Here is a 16,205-nt window from a genome sequence, read left to right as displayed (position 1 = left end):
TCTAAATTCAAATCTCAAAATAAAAGCCTCCGAAGAGGCTTTTATTTATTTGATCAGTTACTTAGAACCTTTGATCCCTGCTTGTAATAACAAAGCACCTAAACCACCGATTTTTTGCTCTTGTGGTTTTTCAGTTTTTGGCTTGTTATTTTGCGGACGCTTAAAGTCACCCTCTTTACGTGGAGGACGTTGACCTTGAGGCTTACGTTCTGAACGCTCAGTACGCTCTTGCTGTGGGCGCTGCTGCTGACGTGGTGCTTTAGCAGGTGCAGAACCTTCTGCACGCATACTCAAGTTCACACGATTACGTTCAACATCAACTTGCATCACACGAACTTGCACGATCTGACCTGGTTTCACAACTTTGTGTGGGTCAGAAACGAATTCATTTGCAAGTTCAGAGATATGCACTAAACCATCTTGGTGTACACCTACGTCCACGAATGCACCGAAGTTGGTTACATTGGTTACAACGCCTTCAAGCTGCATCCCCTCTGTGAGTTGTGCAACTTCGGTAATGTCTTCACGGAACTTCGCTGTGCGGAACTCTGGACGAGGATCACGACCTGGTTTTTCCAATTCTGCTAAAACGTCTTGAATCGTCGGCAAACCGAATTTGTCATCGACAAATTCCTCTGCTTTTACTTGGCGAATAATTTCTGTATTACCAATGATGTCTTTTACAGTTGTTGCTTTTGCGGCAACAATTTTCTCAACCAAGCCATAACTTTCTGGGTGAACAGCAGATGCATCTAATGGCTCAGAACCATCTTGAACACGTAAGAAACCAGCTGATTGTTCAAAAGTACGCTCGCCTAAACGTGGAACTTTCTTCAATGCTTGACGATTATCAAAACGTCCATTTTCTTTACGGTATTCAACGATTTGCTGTGCAATCGCTTTGTTTAAACCTGCAATATAAGCCAAGATCGCTGGAGATGCTGTATTGACATCCACACCCACCGCGTTCACACAGTCTTCAACAACTGCATCTAGTGTTTTTGCTAAACCTGTTTGGTTTACATCGTGTTGGTACTGACCTACACCAATTGATTTTGGATCAATTTTTACAAGCTCTGCTAACGGATCTTGTAAACGACGAGCGATTGAAACCGCACCACGAATAGATACATCAAGTTCTGGAAGTTCTTGTGCAGCCAATTCACTTGCAGAATAAACAGATGCGCCTGCTTCACTCACAGTGATACGTGTTAATTTCAGATCCGTATTTGCCGCCATCATTTCAGCAACAACTGCTTCTGTTTCACGGCTTGCTGTTCCATTACCAATCGCAATAAGTTCCACGTGGAACTCTCTGCACAAACGCGCAAGCTCCGCAATCGAACCTTCTTTATCTTCTTTCGGTGCAAATGGATAGATTGTGCTGTGTGCAAGGACATCACCAGCTTCACTAATCACTGCCAGTTTTACCCCTGTACGAATACCAGGATCAACACCTAAAGTAACACGTCCACCTGCTGGTGCAGATAGAAGTAAATGACGCAAGTTCTCCGCAAATACATCCATTGCTTCAGCTTCAGCAGATAGACGCTTATCTGTTAGTAATGAGTGTTCAATCTGTGGACGAATCTTACCTAACCAGAATAATTTTGCAGTTTGCTTTAAATAATCTTGACGACTCTGTGGTTGTACTTGGTCTAAGTTGTACTCAGTTTCAATACGCGCCAATGGTGCATCATCTTCACCATCCACTTTTAAACCTAATACATTTTCTTGACGACCACGTAGCATCGCTAACAACCGGTGTGAAGGAACTTTGTTTAAGTTTTCAGAGAACTCAAAGTAATCACGGAATTTCTTACCAACTTCTTTTTTCTCTTCAGATGCCACAGCACTCTTTAGCACAGCAGTTTTAGAAAAAGTTTGTTTTAATTCAGTGGTTAACGCAATATTTTGCGCCCAATCATCAATTAAAATATGCTGAATCGCATCCAACTGACTTTCAAGATCTGGGTAATCTTCATGGCTGAAGCCTGATAATGCTTCTGTAGGATCAACTTGTTCAGCAAAAATCTTTTCTGCGATCGGCCCTAAACCCGCTTCTTTCGCTTTGAAAGATTTGCTTGTGCGTTTTGGACGATACGGCGCATAAATTTCTTCTAATGCATTCTTGGTTTCAGCCGCATTTACACGTGCAAGTAAATCATCACTTAACTTATCTTGTTCTTGTAAAGATTGAATCACTTTCTCACGACGTTCGTACAAATCACGTAGGTAAGCCAAACGTGTGTCGAGTTGACGCAATTGAGTATCGTCTAAGCCTTGCGTGACTTCTTTACGGTAACGTGCAATAAAGGGAACACTGGCGCCTTCATCAATTAAACGAATAGCAGCTTCTACTTGGTTTGGACGTACGGCAAGTTCATTTGCCAACTGCTGAACTAAGTCAGTCATCGTGATTGATTCCACAAGGGTTAATTCTAAAAGCACTGATTATAAAGTCCACGGCTATAAAATCCACCATTGTTTTTTTGAAAATTTTACGAGTAGATTATGCAAATTGATCAATGTTTCTAAAATCCCAAGATTTTTTCAGCTAAATATTGAAAAATAGATTGATTGTCGTAATTTTACCTGTATATGTTTGGTATCTATCTCTTGATTTTATTGGCAATATTTGTTGCTTTATAACATAGCCAAACCTGTGCAATGAATCGTATACTGCCTGACATTGCATAATTACGATGACAATAAACGATAAAGGAGCACATCATGAGTTTAGTTGTACCTGCTGAATCGACGGAAACCGTACACCATGAGACGGACCGAGTCGAACGCATTTTAGTGGTCGATGACGATGTGCGTTTGCGTACGCTTTTGCAACGATTTTTAGAAGATAAAGGTTTTGTAGTCAAAACTGCTCATGACGCGACACAAATGGATCGTTTATTACAACGTGAATTGTTTTCGTTGATCGTTCTTGATTTCATGCTTCCTGTCGAAGATGGCTTAAGTATTTGTCGCAGATTACGCCAATCTAATATTGATACTCCAATTATCATGTTGACGGCACGTGGAAGTGACTCTGATCGCATTGCAGGTTTGGAAGCTGGCGCAGACGATTATTTACCGAAACCATTTAACCCAAATGAACTTTTAGCTCGTATTCGTGCTGTATTACGTCGCCAAGTGCGTGAAGTACCAGGTGCACCGAGCCAACAAGTTGAAGTTGTTAGCTTTGGACCATGGTCTTTAGATCTTTCAACTCGTACACTTACTCGTGAAGGTCAAGTCGTGACTTTGACGACTGGTGAATTCGCTGTATTAAAAGCACTGGTTCAACATCCACGTGAACCTTTGACCCGCGATAAATTGATGAATTTAGCACGTGGTCGTGAATGGGGTGCAATGGAACGTTCGATTGATGTTCAAGTGTCTCGTTTACGCCGTTTAATCGAAGACAACCCTGCCCGCGCTCGCTATATTCAAACCGTTTGGGGTGTAGGCTATGTTTTTGTTCCAGATGGTGCTGAGTAAGTTCAGGAATTTCAACGTTGAAACTGGAACCCATTGACCCTCAAGCTTTTACTGAGTTTGTATCTTACTCTGAACGACCACGTACCAAGTGGGAACGTTTCTTAGATAAGATCAAACCACGTTCCGCTGCGATGCGTACCACTATTTTGGTACTATTCACCGTATTCTTCAGCTTATTTATGTCTTTGTGGTTCTTCTGGCGAACTTTGTATTTGCCAGAGTTACAACAACACGCACGCTATCTCGCTATTGAATTAGAGCTGGTCAATAATCCTGATATTCGAATTTTGCATCGTGATACAGAGGTCGATATTGATACGTGGTTAAAAAACCGTATTGGTATCGAATACATCACTGATCCGAAAGAATTTCCAAAGATTGAAGACAAATTTCTAGCTGAATTATTTACTGATGAAATCGAAGCCAAACTTGCCAAAGAGTTAGGTGTTGATAACGTCACCGTTTATTTTAAATTTAAACCGATTCCACGTATCTGGATTCAAACACCAGAGATGAATGGTAACTGGGTGCGTGAACCACTAAAAACCTATACCAATTACAGTGTTGAACTGATTGCAACATGGTTATTTGGTGTACCGATCTTATCTTCAATTATTATTCTAACCTTAGTTCGCCAAATGAATCGTCCATTGCGTCGATTACAAAATGCCGCCAATAGTTATAGTAAAACAGGTAAAGCACCTTATTTAGATACTAATCACGGACCTTTAGAAATTCGTCAGGTCAACCAAGCTTTTAATCATATGGTTTATACGCTTGAACAAACTGAGCGAGACCGCCAAATTATGTTGGCTGGGATTTCTCACGATTTGCGTACACCATTGACGCGTATTCGTCTCACTGCAGAAATGCTACCTGATGAATTCTTTCGTGAAGGTCTAATTTATGATGTTGATGATATGGATGCGATTCTTAACCAATTCATTTCGTACATGCGTGATGGATCGGATGAAGAACTTACTGATACCAATATCAACACGTTGCTGCAAGAACTCGTCATTCAATTCAAACCATTAGATATACGTTTTGAAATGCAGGATTTACCTATTATTCCTGCTCGTAGTCTCTCTTTAAAGCGTCTGATCGCCAATTTAATCAATAATGCGAAACGCTATGGTGCCGAACCGATTGAACTTTCTGCAAGCCATGTAGACGAACACATCCTCATCACTGTTGCTGATCATGGTGAAGGCATTCCACCCGATCAAGTTGAAGAACTCATGCAACCCTTTGTACGTGGTAATTCAGCGCGCACTGTTCAAGGTAGCGGACTTGGCCTTGCAATCGTAAAACGTATTGTGGATATTCATCAGGGTAAAATTAGCATTCGCAATCGTGAGCAAGGTGGTTTAGAAGTTGTGATCTCTTTACCAATCGTGACTCCTCATATTGAAGAGACTGAGAAAAATACGATTAGCAAGATTAAACAAACACTTAGTGAACACTTCTAATTCAATACGAGACCAATCAAAAATGTCTCGTATTTTTGCTCGCAAATCATCTTCTATTTCACATATTAGACCTTAGCCGTAGTCCAATTCCCTTTTGCTTTTTTAGCGCTAAAATCCATATCTAATGAAAAAGCAATATTGAGAATGGATGATGTCTTTAAGTCGTATTCGCCTTGCGTCTCTACACGACAAAGTGATGAGTGCAGAACAGGCTGCTCGCTTTATTGAAAATGATATGACGGTTGGTATGAGCGGATTTACTCGTGCAGGAGAAGCGAAAGCCGTTCCTCAAGCACTGGTTGAACAAGCCAAAAAAAATCCGTTAAAAATCACGTTAATTACTGGTGCAAGTCTCGGAAATGACTTAGACAAACAACTGACGGAAGCAGGTGTACTTGCGCGCCGCATGCCATTCCAAGTTGACAATACCTTACGTCGTGCAATTAATAACGGCGAAGTGATGTTTATTGACCAACATTTATCTGAAACCGTTGAACAAATGCGTAATCAGCAGCTCAAACGTCCAGATGTAGCTGTGATTGAAGCGGTCGCTATCACTGAAGATGGTCACATTGTTCCAACAACATCAGTTGGTAACTCGGCAAGCTTTGCAATTTTCGCGGAAAAAGTGATTGTAGAAATCAACACATCACTCAGCGAAAACTTTGAAGGCTTACACGATATTTACATCCCAACCTATCGTCCAACGCGTACACCACTGCCTTTAACTCAAGTGGATGATCGTATCGGCTCGACTGCGATTCCAATCGATCCTGCAAAAATCGTCGGCATCGTGTTCAACGATACAGCTGACTCACCTTCAACAGTGACAGCGCCAGATGATGAGACTCAAGGCATTGCAAATCATTTGATTGCATTTTTTGAGAAAGAAGTTGCTGCTGGTCGTTTAGCGAAAAACTTAGGTCCTTTACAAGCGGGTATTGGTTCTATTGCAAACGCTGTTCTCACAGGTTTGAAAGATTCAAACTTCGAAGATCTTGTGATGTACTCTGAAGTACTTCAAGACTGTACGTTTGAGTTGATCGATGCAGGTAAAATGAAGTTTGCTTCTGGTAGCTCAATTACACTTTCAGCTCAGTGTGGCGAGCGTGTATTTGGCAATCTAGAGCACTACAAAGATAAATTAGTCTTACGTCCACAAGAAATTTCAAATCACCCTGAAATTGTGCGTCGCTTAGGTATTATTGGGATCAACACTGCCCTTGAATTTGATATTTATGGCAATGTGAACTCAACTCACGTTTGTGGTACCAAGATGATGAATGGTATTGGTGGATCAGGTGATTTCGCACGTAATGCGCACTTGGCAATCTTTGTCACCAAGTCAATCGCAAAAGGTGGTGATATTTCTTCGATCGTGCCGATGGTGAGCCATGTTGATCACTGTGAACATGATGTTGATATTCTGGTGACAGAACAAGGCTTGGCTGACCTTCGTGGTTTAGCGCCGCGTGAGCGTGCACGTGTGATTATCGATAATTGTGTACACCCACTCTACCAAGCTGCATTAAACGATTATTTTGATCGTTCATGTGAGCGTGGTGGACATACACCTCATATTCTTCGTGAAGCATTGTCATGGCATGCAAACTTTGAAGAAACAGGTCATATGCTATCGAACGGTTCTTTAGCTAAAACAGCTTAAATTTCCCTTGTAGCAAATAAAAGGCTGAATCTGTTGATTCAGCCTTTTTCTATTTAGAACTTCACACCGTAAGATATACCTAAGATATGTTGATCCATTTCTAGATTTGCCTCACCCCCACCAAATGCTGTCGGGATCGATTGATTGCCTTTTACGGTTTCGTTTAAACCATAGGTATAGGCAACACTTAACTCTTGCGCTCGATCAATATCCCACGTCGCGCCTAGACTAATATGATCTTTAATCACACCTGGTGCTAGAATATTTAAGAAAGTCTGATCTTGTGGGATAGGCTGATCATTATGGCTATAACCAGCACGCACTGTGAGTTGTGGATTGACTTGATAGCTTGCTCCCAACTTATAGACGTTAATATCTTTCCAGCCGAAACCCTGTCCCTTTTCTGATCCGAAAGTATTCCCTTGCATCACTGAAGCTAAACTAAAAGGATTACCGACTGAATCTACATCCGAATAATTGATTCGCTGTACATCCGCTAATACAGTCAAAGCAGGAGTTAGCTTGAAGCTCGCTCCAATCCCATAACTCTCAGGAACATCAAAATCACCCGATTCAGCAAATAAACCGCGATACTTATCAAATTTATCTGCATCAATTTTTGACGCATAGTTTGCTCCGACAGTAACGACATCATTTAATTTCGCACTCCAGCCCACTCGTACTCCAATCCCTGTAGCAGAGTCTTTACCTTTATTGCTTAGATTTTTTCCATCATTTGAAAATGGGGCAAAACCAGAAATTCCTTTCGCTTCAAAACGTTGATAAAGAAAATTTGTCGCAATCCCGATTGATTGATTTTCACTATAACGCCATGCAACCGTTGGAGAGACAAATACCTGAGATAAATCAACACCCGCTTCGCCTGTATTACCAAATGCGGCATAAGGATTGCGTTTATAGGTCGTATTCATACCACCATTGCCATAAATCGCTAAGCCTAAAGCAACGCTATCATTTACTTTCTTATTGATCGCAAATTCAGGCAGTACAAAGTATTCACGACCATTACCGCTGTATTGTCCATTGGCACCGGCTAAGTTCCCCTCAATCGCAGCAGAGCGTTTAGGATTAAATAGGGTCGCACCAACATCTACTCGGCTATCAATCCAGCTCAAACCTGATGGATTACTCGCTATAGTGAGCGCATCGTTAAATGCAGCGATAGAGGCACCAGCTTGACCTTGGGCTTTCACGCCATAACCATGCATAAAATAGCCCGTTGTCGCAGATGCGTGCTGTGCTATACCCGATAAAAGAACAACTGGAAGAGCTACCCCGATAAACTTTTGCATAACTTATCTTCAACAAAAATAATATATTCTCAAGTATATTGTTTTTCTTTTATTCATATAACTAAGTAAAATTGAGATGCATATTCTTTTTATTCATAAAGAGTTTTTAATATAGAACTTAGAAAGACTTAAATATGAATTACGCATAATTTAACCCATAAAAAAACCCCAAACATTAGTTTGGGGTTTTTGAATATGGTGGCGTGACCCAGGATCGAACTGGGGACACACGGATTTTCAATCCGTTGCTCTACCTACTGAGCTATCGCGCCAATGGCGTGTATTAAGCCGTATCTACAGCAAATAGTCAACAATTATCCTGAGCTTTTGATTTGATTGCCCATTTTTCAGGCAAAAAAGTCCAGATAAAAAAAATCCCTGATGGGATCAGGGATTGAAATTTCGAATCTATGGTGGCGTGACCCAGGATCGAACTGGGGACACACGGATTTTCAATCCGTTGCTCTACCTACTGAGCTATCGCGCCAAAGTGGGCGTATTAAACAATGTTTGTCAAAATCCGTCAAGTTAATTTAAGGATTTTTAGATTAAGTGTTTAATTTAACTCCAATTAGACCCCATATTTAGCTCGCGATTAGATTTTTCCAAGATGTGATAGACAACGATGAATCGCGCCACATCCAGGTTCAAACTGTTTTACGCCCTGCTCTTCTTCGATACGGCAAACTTCCTCAACGAGGCGTTCTGCCACACCGCGACCGCGATTGGATGGATGTACAACAATATATTCCAAAACACGGCTTTCACCTTGTCCTGTGACCCAGATTGCACCTATAATTTTGGTGTTAAATTCAGCGGTATAAACTGTGGTATATTGCTGTAGATCTTGTTCAAGTTGCTGCATTGCATCTTGCCCATCACCAAACTCTGGACTGGTGTCATAAAGTCGCTCTAGCTGGGTACGAATTCCTAGATTTTCTAGTGAACTGTAAGCATGTACGGTAATAGGCATTGATTAACCCTCCTGAGCAAACTATGATGCTGTCACTTTTTCGTCACAGCGAAACTTTGGTTTTTAATTCAATCATTTTTGACGTTTTTTGAGGAACGTGTCCATGACGCAACGTATCAGTGAAGTGGTAAGAAATACCAACGAAACAAAAATTCGAGTTCGTCTCAATCTCGATGGTACTGGTCAAGGCACACTCAACACTGGAGTTCCATTTTTAGACCATATGATTGATCAAATCAAGCGCCATGGTCTATTTGATATCGATATTCATTGCGATGGTGACTTGGAAATCGATGATCACCATACCGTCGAAGACTGTGGAATCACCTTGGGACAAGCCTTTGCGCAAGCTTTAGGCGATAAAAAGGGCTTACGTCGTTACGGTCATTTTTATGCACCACTCGATGAAGCACTTTCGCGTGTTGTCGTTGATCTCTCTGGTCGTCCAGGCTTGTTTATGGATATTCCATTCACACGTGCCCGTATCGGAACATTCGATGTCGATTTATTTTCAGAATTTTTCCAAGGTTTTGTCAACCATGCGTTGATGACCTTACATATCGACAATTTAAAAGGCAAAAATAGCCATCACCAGATCGAAAGTGTATTCAAAGCTTTGGCACGTGCTTTACGTATGGCGTGTGAGGTTGATCCTCGTGCCGAAGGCATGATTGCATCAACGAAAGGTAGCTTGTAATGACGCGTATTGCTTTACTTGATTATGGCATGGGCAACTTACACTCAGCTGCCAAAGCGCTAGAGCATGTAGGTGCAACAGTTGATGTGACTAACGATCCTAAGCTGATTGCCCAAGCGGATAAAATCGTGTTCCCAGGCGTTGGTGCCATGCGTGACTGTATGCAAGGTATGCATGAGGCAGGAATTGATGAAGTCGTTCGTCAAGCGGCTTTTAATAAACCTGTACTCGCGATTTGTGTTGGCATGCAAGCATTGCTACAAAGCTCTGAAGAGAATGGTGGCGTAGAAGCTTTGGGTATTTTTGAGGGTGTAGTCAAACACTTCCCTGAAATTCCGAATTTAAAAGTTCCGCACATGGGTTGGAACCAAGTACATCAACTTGATCCAAGTCATCCAATGTGGAACAACATCGAGCAAGATGCTCGTTTTTATTTCGTACATAGCTACTATGTCGAACCAAAAGATTCTACAGTTACAGCGGCAACTTGTGATTATGGTGTGAACTTCTGTACCGCGATTCACAAAGACAATTTATTCGCGACCCAATTCCATCCAGAGAAAAGTCATACTGCTGGTTTACAGTTATTAAAAAACTTTGTGGAATGGAAAATCTAAGCATTTGAACAAGTTTAGTTCCTGATAATAAAGCCAATTTTAAATTGGCTTTATTTTTTTAATTGCCTTATCTATTTATTTCTCATTATTTTTTGCATATCATGCAAACGCTTTAAATAAAAATCAAACAACAGATAATTTCAAAATTAAATTTAAAAATCAGAGACTACAGGAAAATAATATGTCTTCTCAGCTTCAAACAAATGATTCAGGTTTTAGTGCAAATGGGCGTTTTGGCAGACTCTCTTACTTAGGCTGGAATATGTTACTCGTGGTCTTCGTATTCATTTTGGGTATTATCGCAGCGTTTTTTGTTCCAGCTTTGAGTCCTTCAACGACAAGTTCATCGATGTATGTATTTGGTGGACTCTTTATCATTGTTTATATTGCAATGATCTACTTCAGCTTTATTTTCTCAATCCGCCGTTTACATGATCGAAATCAAACAGGTTGGTTGTCATTAGTGATGATTATTCCACTCATCAACTTCTTATTTTTTATTTACTTGAGTTGTGCAAAGGGTGATGAAAATGCAAATAATTATGGCTCACCTCGTATTACTCAAGCTTGGGAAAAAGTATTAGCTTGGATATACATTATTATCCTTCCACTCTGCATTTTAGCCATGGCATCGTCCGCAGTTACTGCTTACCAAAACTATATTCAAAAAAGCCAACAGCTCCAGATGGAACAAATGAATAGATATGCAGAATAAACCAAGTCTATTTTTCAAAGCCAAGTGGGAAAACTTGGCTTTTTCAATTGATCAAAACGGTTTAAGCTGAGTGAAACGATTTGAGCTCATTTCATGGAAATGCAACAACAAACTGCGCTTTTAAGCAAAGAACAAATACGCACCTTCCCTGCATTTCAAAACTTAAATCCAGATCGAATTTATGTCATCCAAACACTTGATCAGTGTTTACAAGTTGAAGCTGAGCTTAAATCTGTTCAAGTGTTCGGCTTTGACACAGAATCCAAACCAACCTTCAAAGTCGGTGAAAAATCAACAGGCCCTCACCTTATCCAGTTGTCTAGCTTGGAAAATGCTTATCTTTTTCAGGTGAATCCAGAAATATTGGCTTTCTTAAAACCTATTTTAGAAAATGAACAACAACTCAAAGTTGGTTTTGGTTTAAAAAATGATGCCAGTGGTTTTAGACGCAAAGGGATTGATCCAAACGGTCTGATTGATTTAGCAAAATGCTTTTCAAATTTTGGATATAACACCCAAGTCGGTGTACAAACGGCAATTGCTTTGTTATTTCAGCGTTATTTTCCTAAAAGTAAAAAAATTAGCACTTCTAACTGGTCGACTAAGGCCCTGAGCCAACAGCAAATCAATTATGCTGCGGCAGATGCTTATGCCGCGCGTATTATTTTTGAATATCTCTACCAGCATCAAAGTTTCACGTCACCACTTCAACAACAAATCGAAAGAATACTCACAGGTTCTCAATCCAAGACTTAGAGATTGATCAATACTTTGTTAATATGTAGCCAATTTTAATTTACGATGAAGCTAGGAGCGAAAGCATGCTAATCATCCCTGCAATTGACCTGAAAGATGGTAAATGTGTACGTTTAAAACAAGGACGCATGGAAGACGATACTGTTTTCTCTGATGATCCTGTGGCAACTGCACAACATTGGGTTGATGAAGGCGCACGTCGTTTACATTTAGTTGATTTAAATGGTGCTTTCGCTGGTACGCCAATTCACAAACCAGTGGTTGAAGCTATTGCGCGAGCACAACCTGAATTACCAATCCAAATTGGTGGTGGCATCCGTTCACTTGAAACCATCGAGCACTACTTAGATGCTGGCGTATCGTTTGTCATTATCGGTACCAAAGCAGTCAAAGAACCTGAATTTGTTGAAGAAGCATGTAAACAATTTGCAGGTCGTATTATCGTTGGTATCGATGCGATCAATGGCATGGTTGCAACTGACGGTTGGGCAAATGTCACTGATGTCAAAGCGACTGATCTTGCTAAACGTTTCGCTGACGCTGGTGTATCTAGCATCGTCTACACTGATATTGCACGTGATGGCATGATGCAAGGTGTCAACGTTGAGCAAACTGTTCACTTAGCTCAATATTCAGGATTACCTGTTATTGCATCTGGTGGTGTCACCAATCTTGATGATGTACGCAACTTAAAAGGTCAATCTGGCATTTTAGGTGCAATCACAGGTCGAGCAATTTATGAGGGCACTTTAAGCCTTCGTGAAGCTCAACTTTTACTGGATGAACAATCACTTTAATTGTGTTTAGCTCTAGCGATTTGAATAATGGCTAGAGCTTTTGGACTTTAAACGCCAAATCTTACAATCAATTCGTTCTAAAGAATGAATGGTATTCATTTCAAGCTATATAAGTTGAATGAAGCCAATTAAATCATGATTGATAAGTATGGAACACATACTAAACATCAGTTTGATGCAATTTAGTTCAACAGACTAACGCCATTAAGCATAAAAAAGCCAAACTTTCGTGTTTGGCTTTTTTAGATCAATAAATTACATTTCGAATAAAGCGAAGTATGTCAGTACCTTGATTGCTATAGCAATAAGGAACAGAACTATCAAATAAAAACGATGTACCCGTTGCAACTAAATGTGTTCCAGAAGCAAATTCTAGACTCAGTTCACCTTCAATGACATAGATCAACTCCTGCCACCCTTGTTGATCAGGTTCAGCAACATAAGTCTCTCCAGCAGCCAATGTCCATGTCCATAATTCGACTTGAGTACGTGCAGGGATGGATGCATGTAAAGTTGCCTGACTCTCAAGATGAGTGCCTTGCCATGCCAAAGTCTTAACGACCGCAGAATCCACAAGCTCTGGTGCTGTCACAAGTTGCTTGAAATTCACATCTAAAGCATTTGCAATCGCATCCAGCTTGGTCAGACTAATATTCACCATTCCTGTTTCTATAGATGCGATGGTACGTCGGCTGACTCCAGCCCGCTCTGCCAACTCTTGCTGACTTAATTGATGCTGGTTTCGATAAAAACGAATATTCTGCCCTACATATTGCAATACCGCATCAGGATGATTCATGCAGTTTCACTCTCATTTGATTGTGCGCAATATATTGCACAAATGCATAAATTAATGCAACATGTGCAGTATATTGCACGTAGATTTGGAATTTGGTTTTGACAGCTTTCTCGCAATCGCCTAGAGCAGCACAATTTGCATTGATTTTTATCACCATGATTTGGGGTGGGACTTTTCTAGCCGTGCAATATGCACTCAACTTTAGTACACCGATGTTTTTCGTCGGTTGCCGTTTTGCAGTTGCTGCAGGTGTGATTTTCCTACTTTCATTAAAATCCATGTCGGGTTTAACGCTCAAAGAAACTCTGGCTGGAACTGCCATCGGCATCATGATTGCGATTGGTTATGGTACACAAACGATTGGTCTACAAAGTATTTTAAGTAGCGAATCGGCTTTTCTTACTGCGCTTTATGTTCCTTTAGTACCTATTCTCATGTGGGTTATTTTTCAAAAATCACCTTCACTCATGACATGGATCGGCTCAGCATTAGCATTTACAGGCTTAGTCCTACTGACAGGAAATGGTTTTTCCAATATCACGCTCTCTTATGGACAAGTACTTACCCTGATCTGTGCTTTGGTGATTGCATTAGAGATTATTTTGATTGGTTATTTTGCAGGACGAGTAAATTTACGACGCGTGACTGTGATTCAACTTATGGTTGCCGCCTTACTCTCTTTCGCCAGTATGCCTTTAGTTGGTGAACATCAGCTACCAGCATTTTCATGGCCTCTCCTATTAATCGCAACTGGATTGGGGCTCGCCAGTGCTTTAATTCAGTTTGTCATGAACTGGGCACAAAGCATGGTTGATCCAAGTCGTGCAGCGATCATTTATGCAGGTGAACCTGTTTGGGCAGGTCTGATTGGAAGAATTGCAGGTGAGCGTTTGCCCTTACTCGCATTATTTGGCGGATTACTGGTGGTATTGGGTGTTTTAGTGAGTGAGCTCAAACTCAAAATACTCAACTCTCCTCAAAACAATAAAGATGCTTAGCTTACTTTTCTTTTATTGGCGGCTCATTCTTCTTCAGTAGCATCTGAGGTTGATAATATTCAACGATTGGCATTGGATCATAGAAGGGATGTAATAAAGCTTTCCATTCTTGATAAGCAGCAGACTTTCTAAACCCTTCTGTGTGATCTTCAATATGATCCCAAAATATCATCAGAATATAGCGATGATCATCTTGAACATTTTTGATCAACTGTACGGCATTTAATCCCACCATCGGATAAATAATAGCTTTGGCTTTTTGAAATGCTGCCTCAAATGCCTGACTTTGATTAGGTTTAATTGTTAAATGCACATGCTCAATAATCATAATCCAACCTGTTTAAATGATTTTTACTAAAAACAGCATCACTTCCATCACAACCACTATATTTAAAATGGCATTTTTGCAATACACGTTTGGATGCATGATTATTTTGATCGACATAAGCCTCTATATTATATATGGCATATTGTTGATTTAAATAGGTTTCAAGCCATTTTAAGGCTTGAGTTGCATAACCTTTATTCCAGAAATCCTTAAAAATGATATAGCCAACGTAAGCAGTTTGCTTATGAGGGAAAATGGTAGCTTGCAGCGTACCAATCGGTTGCTGTTGACTTGTGTCATCAAAAACCACCCAATTTACCCAGACTTCTTCGAGTGTGCCTGAACCTTTGGCGAGTTGCCTAAACCGTTGTCTTAATCCTTCTCGCTCAGGATATTTCACGTCAGGAATAAAACGATATAGATCATCATCAAGCGTATATGAATAAATGAGATCTGCATGCTCAACAGTCAAAGGTTCATAATATAAACGCATCAAATAACTACCAATTCTTCAGGTTCAACACCTCAATTCATTGATACATAGGTTTATTGTCATTGAGAGCAATCAAGCCTCGTATTGCACGATATACAATCCAAACCCAAGCAGCGAAAATCACCGCTACACAGAAAACCGTTCCTGATAATGCGACACCCGCAAAGGCATTCGGATTATCGCCTGTAAAAAACAAGAAGAAGAATGGAATAAAGGCAATGATATTCCAAGCGAGATACCACCAAAATGTCCGAATCTGCCAAGTAAAATGACTTTCAAAAATAGAGCCTCTTACATCGCTACGTTTTACATAGTTAATAATTAAGGCAATCACTGCCAATAATCCACCTGTAAAAATCGCAATGATATAAAGTACGTAAAGGACCAAAGTCAAAGTACGGTTCGGGTCTTGATCAACGGAATAATTCATTTTATTTATCTCCAGAAACGAACTCCCTCAATAGAACACATTGAGTGGAGAAATTAACCAACATATCAATAATATATGGAAGACTATGGTACAGAAATAAATCTTACGAAACGGTTGTTTTTGTGTTTTATGTCTCAGTTTTTGTTGTGCTAACCAACCTGCACACCATCCTCCAAGCGAATCCACGATATGTAAGGTTTGCTCAGGAATACGGCGATTCCCCAATTGTGCCGCCTCTTTGTCTTGAGCATATAGCCAATAACTCAAGACATTCATCAAACTTACGAACAATAAAGTATAAGGTGGTAATAATTTACTAAAGCTCGCGATGCCCATGAATACAATATAAATCACAATGCCAATTTGCATCGCTGTCCAACGTTTAGCAGACTTTGCATCTAAAGGTTTAGGCTTATGTTCAAATACTTGGGCTGCTTTTAGATAACTGACTTGCTGAGCACGATAACGACCACGCTCATCTAAGATCACCAAGTACTCCAAAGCACAACCTATAATAGGTCGAGGACCTGTGCGAGCAAAGTCCTTGATGTGTAAAAAGACCCGATCTTTGTGCTTATCATTCGGTTGAATAAAACCATAGCCTTTATCATCAAACCATTCTACTAAACGACCTTGGTCTCGCATGCTTTTTC

Annotated in this window: 17 protein-coding genes and 2 tRNA genes; 9 read left to right on the top strand and 10 right to left on the bottom strand. The window is 40.4% G+C overall.

Annotated features, from left to right (window positions below; translation table 11 throughout):
* Window positions 1-57: 57 nt before the first annotated feature.
* Entirely contained in the window at window positions 58-2,415 is a 2,358-nt protein-coding gene (locus H2677_RS01100) for a Tex family protein (protein ID WP_212638977.1), read from the bottom strand.
* Window positions 2,416-2,733: 318 nt separating this feature from the next.
* Between H2677_RS01100 and ompR the strand changes: the two genes are divergently transcribed.
* The 3 genes from ompR to H2677_RS01085 all read left to right on the top strand — a co-directional run bounded on the left by ompR (window position 2,734) and on the right by H2677_RS01085 (window position 6,636).
* Window positions 2,734-3,498 carry an osmolarity response regulator transcription factor OmpR gene (gene ompR, locus H2677_RS01095; RefSeq protein WP_004657337.1) on the top strand — a complete coding sequence of 255 codons (765 nt, stop codon included), beginning with the start codon at window positions 2,734-2,736 and terminating at the stop codon, window positions 3,496-3,498.
* Between the two features lie 17 nt (window positions 3,499-3,515).
* Window positions 3,516-4,970 (top strand): ATP-binding protein, encoded by a 1,455-nt coding sequence (locus H2677_RS01090; protein WP_212638976.1) that lies wholly within the window; start codon window positions 3,516-3,518, stop codon window positions 4,968-4,970.
* Window positions 4,971-5,121: 151 nt separating this feature from the next.
* Entirely contained in the window at window positions 5,122-6,636 is a 1,515-nt protein-coding gene (locus H2677_RS01085; protein WP_004964686.1) for an acetyl-CoA hydrolase/transferase family protein, read from the top strand.
* A 53-nt stretch (window positions 6,637-6,689) separates the two neighbouring features.
* On the opposite strand, the gene H2677_RS01080 is transcribed toward H2677_RS01085, so the two are convergent.
* The 4 genes from H2677_RS01080 to H2677_RS01065 all read right to left on the bottom strand — a co-directional run bounded on the left by H2677_RS01080 (window position 6,690) and on the right by H2677_RS01065 (window position 8,922).
* Window positions 6,690-7,949, bottom strand: coding sequence for an OmpP1/FadL family transporter (locus tag H2677_RS01080; protein ID WP_212638975.1), 1,260 nt, complete (start codon window positions 7,947-7,949; stop codon window positions 6,690-6,692).
* A 196-nt stretch (window positions 7,950-8,145) separates the two neighbouring features.
* A tRNA-Phe gene (locus H2677_RS01075) sits at window positions 8,146-8,221 on the bottom strand.
* 139 nt (window positions 8,222-8,360) lie between these two features.
* Window positions 8,361-8,436, bottom strand: a tRNA-Phe gene (locus tag H2677_RS01070).
* A 108-nt stretch (window positions 8,437-8,544) separates the two neighbouring features.
* Window positions 8,545-8,922 (bottom strand): GNAT family N-acetyltransferase, encoded by a 378-nt coding sequence (locus H2677_RS01065; RefSeq protein ID WP_004909759.1) that lies wholly within the window; start codon window positions 8,920-8,922, stop codon window positions 8,545-8,547.
* 103 nt (window positions 8,923-9,025) lie between these two features.
* On the opposite strand from H2677_RS01065, the gene hisB reads away from it, so the two are divergent.
* The 5 genes from hisB (at window position 9,026) to hisA (ending at window position 12,504) form a co-directional block, all read left to right on the top strand.
* Window positions 9,026-9,619, top strand: coding sequence for an imidazoleglycerol-phosphate dehydratase HisB (gene hisB / locus H2677_RS01060; protein ID WP_004877928.1), 594 nt, complete (start codon window positions 9,026-9,028; stop codon window positions 9,617-9,619).
* Window positions 9,619-10,236, top strand: coding sequence for an imidazole glycerol phosphate synthase subunit HisH (hisH, locus tag H2677_RS01055; protein WP_004909763.1), 618 nt, complete (start codon window positions 9,619-9,621; stop codon window positions 10,234-10,236). The genes hisB and hisH overlap by 1 nt, the downstream gene beginning before the upstream one ends.
* Window positions 10,237-10,417: 181 nt before the next feature.
* Window positions 10,418-10,951 (top strand): DUF805 domain-containing protein, encoded by a 534-nt coding sequence (locus H2677_RS01050; protein WP_212638974.1) that lies wholly within the window; start codon window positions 10,418-10,420, stop codon window positions 10,949-10,951.
* Window positions 10,952-11,044: 93 nt separating this feature from the next.
* Window positions 11,045-11,707 carry a 3'-5' exonuclease gene (locus tag H2677_RS01045; protein ID WP_212638973.1) on the top strand — a complete coding sequence of 221 codons (663 nt, stop codon included), beginning with the start codon at window positions 11,045-11,047 and terminating at the stop codon, window positions 11,705-11,707.
* Window positions 11,708-11,772: 65 nt separating this feature from the next.
* Window positions 11,773-12,504, top strand: coding sequence for a 1-(5-phosphoribosyl)-5-[(5-phosphoribosylamino)methylideneamino]imidazole-4-carboxamide isomerase (gene hisA, locus H2677_RS01040; RefSeq protein WP_004951455.1), 732 nt, complete (start codon window positions 11,773-11,775; stop codon window positions 12,502-12,504).
* Window positions 12,505-12,751: 247 nt separating this feature from the next.
* On the opposite strand, the gene H2677_RS01035 is transcribed toward hisA, so the two are convergent.
* A complete protein-coding gene (locus H2677_RS01035) occupies window positions 12,752-13,303 on the bottom strand; it encodes a helix-turn-helix domain-containing protein (RefSeq protein ID WP_212638972.1) in 552 nt (183 codons plus the stop codon).
* 155 nt (window positions 13,304-13,458) lie between these two features.
* Between H2677_RS01035 and H2677_RS01030 the strand changes: the two genes are divergently transcribed.
* The gene (locus H2677_RS01030) at window positions 13,459-14,301 is read left to right on the top strand and encodes a DMT family transporter (RefSeq protein ID WP_235702183.1); all 843 of its coding nucleotides are present in this window, start codon (window positions 13,459-13,461) and stop codon (window positions 14,299-14,301) included.
* 1 nt (window position 14,302) lies between these two features.
* On the opposite strand, the gene H2677_RS01025 is transcribed toward H2677_RS01030, so the two are convergent.
* The 4 genes from H2677_RS01025 to H2677_RS01010 are packed head-to-tail and all read right to left on the bottom strand — an operon-like array spanning window position 14,303 to window position 16,197.
* Complete coding sequence (locus H2677_RS01025; protein WP_212638971.1) at window positions 14,303-14,629, bottom strand: antibiotic biosynthesis monooxygenase family protein; 327 nt, start codon at window positions 14,627-14,629, stop codon at window positions 14,303-14,305.
* Complete coding sequence (locus H2677_RS01020) at window positions 14,619-15,122, bottom strand: GNAT family N-acetyltransferase (RefSeq protein ID WP_212638970.1); 504 nt, start codon at window positions 15,120-15,122, stop codon at window positions 14,619-14,621. The genes H2677_RS01025 and H2677_RS01020 overlap by 11 nt, the downstream gene beginning before the upstream one ends.
* Window positions 15,123-15,159: 37 nt before the next feature.
* Entirely contained in the window at window positions 15,160-15,552 is a 393-nt protein-coding gene (locus H2677_RS01015; RefSeq protein WP_004909785.1) for a DUF4870 family protein, read from the bottom strand.
* Window positions 15,553-15,579: 27 nt separating this feature from the next.
* Window positions 15,580-16,197 (bottom strand): DUF1294 domain-containing protein, encoded by a 618-nt coding sequence (locus H2677_RS01010; RefSeq protein ID WP_125318632.1) that lies wholly within the window; start codon window positions 16,195-16,197, stop codon window positions 15,580-15,582.
* Between the last annotated feature and the right edge of the window lie 8 nt (window positions 16,198-16,205).

Origin of the sequence: Acinetobacter junii (assembly GCF_018336855.1) — a bacterium.
GTDB classification, from domain to species: Bacteria; Pseudomonadota; Gammaproteobacteria; order Pseudomonadales; family Moraxellaceae; genus Acinetobacter; species Acinetobacter junii.
The sequence above is the reverse complement of the archived record's forward strand: the minus strand, read 5'-3'. Positions and strand labels throughout refer to the sequence as shown.